This is a genomic window from uncultured Campylobacter sp., from assembly GCF_938045775.1.
In the GTDB taxonomy this organism is placed as follows: domain Bacteria; phylum Campylobacterota; class Campylobacteria; order Campylobacterales; family Campylobacteraceae; genus Campylobacter_B.
Map to the genome: position 1 here is coordinate 1 of NZ_CALIBH010000240.1, position 5,874 is coordinate 5,874.

Annotated in this window: 5 protein-coding genes; all 5 read left to right on the plus strand. The window is 46.3% G+C overall.

The features are described 5' to 3' along the window. Positions 1 to 319 (plus strand): cyclic pyranopterin monophosphate synthase MoaC (locus tag Q0238_RS09935; protein WP_297945682.1); only part of this gene is annotated, 319 nt, incomplete at its 5' end. Next, a complete protein-coding gene (locus Q0238_RS09940; RefSeq protein ID WP_177386659.1) occupies positions 297 to 557 on the plus strand; it encodes a DUF493 domain-containing protein in 261 nt (86 codons plus the stop codon). The genes Q0238_RS09935 and Q0238_RS09940, both read left to right, overlap by 23 nt. A gap of 11 nt (positions 558 to 568) precedes the next feature. After that, a complete protein-coding gene (locus Q0238_RS09945; RefSeq protein WP_297945684.1) occupies positions 569 to 1,828 on the plus strand; it encodes a hypothetical protein in 1,260 nt (419 codons plus the stop codon). A gap of 1,121 nt (positions 1,829 to 2,949) precedes the next feature. Continuing rightward, entirely contained in the window at positions 2,950 to 3,759 is an 810-nt protein-coding gene (locus Q0238_RS09950) for a M48 family metallopeptidase (protein WP_297945685.1), read from the plus strand. A gap of 319 nt (positions 3,760 to 4,078) precedes the next feature. Next, positions 4,079 to 5,392 carry a hemolysin family protein gene (locus Q0238_RS09955; RefSeq protein ID WP_297945686.1) on the plus strand — a complete coding sequence of 438 codons (1,314 nt, stop codon included), beginning with the start codon at positions 4,079 to 4,081 and terminating at the stop codon, positions 5,390 to 5,392. Positions 5,393 to 5,874 lie beyond the last annotated feature (482 nt).

Below are 5,874 nucleotides of genomic sequence, written 5' to 3' on the forward strand. Positions count from 1 at the left end.
CGTGCTTCAAACCGCCGTCGTTGCCGCGATAATGGGCGCTAAAAAGACGAGCGAATTAATACCAATGACCCATCCGCTTACGATTACTTCGATTAAAACAGACATTGAGGAGCTTGCGAGCGAGTGCGCGTTTAAGCTTTTCGTAACGGTGAAAATCACGGGCAAAACCGGCGTCGAGATGGAGGCACTAACGGGCGTAAGCGTGGGGCTGCTGACGATTTATGATATGCTAAAAGCGATAGATAAATCGATGCAGATCACCGACGTCGTGCTGCAGCGCAAAGAGGGGGGCAAGAGTGGCGTGTATATTAGGGGCTGAAAAGCCGAAAATCGACTATCCGCTCTTTTGGGAATACAAAGTAGTCCTAGACGCGGCTACTCAAAAGCGTGAGCAGATCGATGAAATTTTAAAGGGCGAAGATTACAAAATAGACTTTTCGCGCTTTTCAAACGGCGGCAAATATATGAGCTTCAACGTAAGCGTTTTCGTCAAGGACGACTTACATCGAAACGAAATTTTCGAGCGCTTAAAAGCCCACTTTAAATATGTATTGTGACAGGAGATGAAATGAAAGAAGCAATAATCAAAAAATTCGGCGCCGATCTCGCGCAAATTAGCGGTGAGGAGCTGGCGGCCTGCGTGCAAAATTTAGCTTTTGAACAAAGCCTGAAGACTCTGTGCGGACTTAGCGAAGACGCCAAAAGCGCTAAAAGCGCCGAGCTCATCTTAAGCTTCGCCGCCGAACTTAACGAAATAGGGGCCCTAAAGGACGCCGTAGCCGAAGCACTAATCGAAGGGGTGAAAAAGGCGTTGTGCGACGAGGACGAGCAGGCTCTTTACAAGCTCATCTACGACTACGACGATCTGCGTAAAAAGATCGCTTGTAAGCAAAAGGCGATTAAAACCCTTGTTTTGCGCAGCTATGATGATCTGGATACCGCGCTGCAAAACGCAAGCGAAACAGAGCTAAAAGAGCGCATAGGCTCGGCGCTACAGCGAGCGATCGCGAGCAAACTTCCGCTTGCGGACGTGCTGAAAGAAGCAAGCGAACTAGCCTTCATAAGCGTGCTCGAAAGCGGCACCGACATCGAGGATACCGCGCACGAGACGGCGAAAAATATCGCATTTTCGGCTATCGGCGACGGAGAATTTACGAAATTCCGCACGAAAGAAATTTCAAAAATCATCATAAATCGCGCGATTTTCGTCGCAAACGAGAGCAAAAATACAGCCTCTGCGCTAATTAGAGGCGCGATTTTAGGCTGCTACGACGGCATAAATAAAGCCGCCGAGAGATACCGCGACGAGCTAAGTTTCTCGCCAGCAAGCGACGCACAGAGCCTAGAGAACGAAAGGCTTCAAATTTCGCAGATGAGCGAGCTATTTAGCGCCGTGCTAAGCGACGCGGTCGCAAGTTCGGAGGAGCCCGCTAAAAGCGAGATCGCCAAGATCGCCGATGAAGAATTCGGAGGCTATTTGGCTAAATTTAGAAAAATTTCAAGCGATCTTGCCGAGCAACTAAGCGCCAAAATCGGCGAGATCGAGCTTGGCGAGCGCGCAAAAAAGGCGAGCGCCAAGGCACGTGAAATCACTCAAGAGCTGAGCCAAAAAAGCGCCAAAATCATCGAAAACCTCGATCTGGACGAGAAACTGGACGCAATCAAAAAAGAGCTTAGCGAATTTGAAAAGAAGATGAGCCAAAAATTTGCCGAGCTAAAAAGCTCCGACGTCGCTAAAAACGTAAGCGAAAGAGCGCGCGAAATGAGCGCTAAGGCTTACGAGGCCGCAAAAGAAACGATCGCCAAGCTAAAGTCCAAAAAGGACTAAATGGGCGCCGCAGGCGCAAAATCCCTAGCGGTAAACACTCAGCGCTCACTGCTTTGCGCTGCAAAATTGACTAGCATGCCTTAAAGCTCGCGTGCCCTAAAAGAAAGGAGCTTTCGTTAGAGTTTGCAAGGTCTGCGCAGAATTCTTTATGCGCTTTAACGGCGCTGTAAAATTCCATGCTGATAAAGAATTTTACGAATTTTGCATAGCTAAATTTAGATGTGCGCTGCAAAATTCCGTGCCGCCAAAAATCCTACGGCGATGCGAGACCCCGGTCCAACCAAATCTTGCCGCAGTGATAAAATTCTAAGTGCAAAATTTTATAGCTGTCAGAGCATATATAAAATTCCAAAAACGGCGCGGAATTTTAAGCTTGAAATTTCATCATACAAATTTGCGTAGCCGAATTTTAAAATTCTAAACGCGTAAAATTAAAATTCTACCCAAAATGATACGGCGCGGTTTGCAGTTTGAAATTTTATCCCGACGCGCGTGAATGAAATTCCGCGAGATAAAATTCTACGAAAAGGCGTCTGTGGCGTTTGGCATTTCTGCGATCATTTCAATTCCCACAACGAAATTTTATTGCAGCACAAGATGCAGTGGTATAGTGCCTTTTGCCAAGTTAATAATTAGAATTTATGCGCACAAAATACTAACGCGGCTCATCTAGAATCATAGCGACATCCGAGCCTATTTTATCGTGCGACTTGATTGTGCAAATTTGAAATTGCTCCTATTCGCCCAAACTGAGCGCTTAGTGCAAATAAAATTCCGCTGGATTTATCGTAGCCTATGCTGCGTAAATTTAAAATCACGATCTCACCATCCTGCTCTATTTGGGCGCAGAGGCGCCTTATTTATACAACGTCGCACTTGGATAAAATCACTACTTTCACACAGTAATGCCTCGTTTACGCCGCGATAAAATTCTGCGAAATCACCGCTAAATTTTATCGCTAAATTACAAAGCCCAATTCTATTTTAAAGGCGACGGCTGTCCTTAAATTTCACGACAAATTACAAATAGATCGCGCCTGCAAAATACAGCAATTCAAAATAAAATTCTAAAAATTTAATCAAATTTCGCTAAAATCGCCGCAAAATTTTAAGGAGAAAAGATGAAAAAAATAGCTCTTTTAATATCCTTTGCTGCGATGATGATTTTTACCGGCTGCGCGAGCACCACGCAAGGCGGCGCCGTAGGCATCGACCGCTCGCAATTCATCACCGTAAGCGAAGCTGAAATGGATCAAAGTGCCGCGCTTGCCTACAAGCAGATTACCGCCCAAGCAAACGCCAAGCACGTCCTAAATACTGATAAAAAGCTAACTGATCGCGTTAGAGGCATCTCGAAGCGCCTAATCGCTCAAGTCGGCGCATTTCGCAAAGACGCACTGAAATGGAACTGGCAGGTAAACGTCATCAACGACCCTACGATCAATGCTTGGTGTATGCCTGGCGGCCGTATCGTCGTATATACTGGCATCATCGAAAAACTAAAGCTTACCGATGCCGAGCTGGCTGCTATTTTGGGGCACGAGATGTCTCACGCACTGCGCGAACACAGCCGCGAGCGAGCCTCGACTGAACAGATGAAAGATGTCGGTATCGCCGTAGCAAGCTCCGCAGCAGGGCTTGGAGATCTGGGCTCAGCGGCTTTGAATATGGCGGCGCAGTACACATTCACGCTGCCGTTTTCGCGCACGCATGAAACGGAAGCCGATCTGATGGGCGTTGAGCTGATGGCGCGCGCAGGATACGATCCGAGGGCGGCGATAAACGTCTGGGAGAAGATGAATAAGCTAAATGAGAGCCATCCGCTTAAATTTATGTCCACGCACCCTTCAAACGACGATCGCATCGCCGATCTAAAAGAGGTGATGCCAAAAGTCTTGCCTCTTTACGAGGCTGCCACAAGAAATAGATAGTCTTGCGATTTAAAATTTCGCAAGAGTTTGCGCGCTGAGGTTTTTTTAAGTAGCGGGTTTTATCGTAGCATTTAAATTTCTTAATGGACTTGCGCGCGGCGCTAGGATTATCCGCCGCGCTAGAGCTCTATCGCGATAAAATCTCGCCGCGACAAAGGCCTGCCGCAGCGCGAAATTTTAAATTACCGCAGAATTCTACGCACGGGCGCGAGGCATTTTCCATATCTTTTGGATTTTAAAGCGTTTTTAGATATAATCATAAATATTTATTTTTAAATTTCAAAGGATAAGAAATTTGGACACGGACAGTTCGGTTTTAATGTTAGTTTTAGCTTTTGTATTCATCTTTATGAATGCTTTTTTTGTTCTTTCGGAATTCTCAATCGTCAAAGTAAGAAAGTCTCGCCTCGAAGAGCTTATCAAGGATAAAATTCCAAACGCAAAGCTCGCTTTTAAAATTTCAAACTCCCTTGACACCTACCTCAGCGCCACTCAGCTAGGCATTACGATAAGTTCGCTCGCCCTCGGCTGGATCGGTGAGCCCGCGGTATCGAGACTGATCGAGCTGCCACTAAGATCCATCGGCATAGGCGGCGGAGCGGCGGCACATACGATCGCCTTCGTCATATCTTTTACGCTCGTTACGCTATTTCACGTCGTGCTCGGCGAGCTGGTGCCAAAATCCATCGCTATTGCTAAAACCGAGAAGATCGTGCTTTTTATCTCTAGGCCGCTTCATATTTTTTGGATTATGTTTTTTCCGATCATAAAGGCATTTGACTTCATCGCCGCCGTCTCGCTTAAAATCATCGGCGTAAAGCCCGCCAAAGAAAGCGAGCTCGCGCTTTCTGACGAGGAGATCAAAATCATCGCGAGCGAGAGCCTAAAAGGTGGTGTGCTCGATAGCCTAGAGACCGAGATCATCAAAAACGCCGTCGATTTCAGCGACACGGTCGCCAAAGAGATAATGACGCCGAGGCGCGATCTAGTTTGCCTAAATAAGCAAAAAAGCTACGATGAAAACTACGCAACCGTATTGCAGTCGAAATTTACGCGCTTTCCATATATCGACGGCAGCAAAGATAACGTCCTAGGCCTCATCCACATCCGCGACATCATCCAGCAAAAGGGAGATAAAAGCTTCGATAAGATCGTGCGCAAGCTCATCATCGTGCCTGAAAACAGCCCGATCTCTAAAATTTTACCTATGATGAATAAGCAGCGCATTTTTGCCGCGCTCGTCATCGACGAATACGGCGGTACTGCGGGATTTTTGACGATGGAAGACATCATAGAAGAAATTTTTGGCGACATCAACGACGAGCACGACGCGAATGCGCAAAATTTCAAACGTATCGACGAGAACACCTTTGAGTTTAGAGGCCGCTTCGAGATCGAAGGCGTCGAAGAGGTGATGGGCATTGACTTTGATGAGGAGACCGAGCAGCTAACGATCGGCGGCTACGTCTTTAATCTCTTTGGCAGCCTACCTGAAATCGGCGATAAAATAAGCGATGAGAACTGCGATTACGAAGTACTGCGAATGGATGGCACGAGGGTCTCGCTCGTAAAAGCGATCAAAAAAGTAGTCGCGCAGCCGCAAGAAAACGAAGAGGCTGAGAAAAATAACTAAGCCAAAGTGCGGGTTAATAAATTTCACTCTGCGATGCTGCGCGGCGGAAATTTCAAGCGCGCTGCCGCTTGCGACGCCGCTAATTCTCATCTCGGGCAAAAATTTTTTGCTGCTACCATATAGATGCCCTAATAGCAGGCAGAGGAATGCCCGCCGCCCTGTAGGGTTTATAAAAGTGCTATCTATAAATCTTCTGCGCGCTGTAAACGAAGGGCGAAATTCTACCGCGAAAATTCTGCCAGAGCGGCGCTAGATAAAATTTCTTGATAAGCCTGTTTTCAAATTTTGCGAGATCGTAGATTTTAAAAATTTCAAAATTTTGCGGAATTTTAAAATTTCAATTGATCTAAATTTCTCGCCTAATTTAAATAGCAAGCCCTGCTACAAGCCTGGGCTAAGCGGATTTTAAAGCCAAAGCCTAAGCGTAAAATTCTAAAATTATTAAAGATAAAATTTTGCCGCGTAGTATCGCAGAATTAACT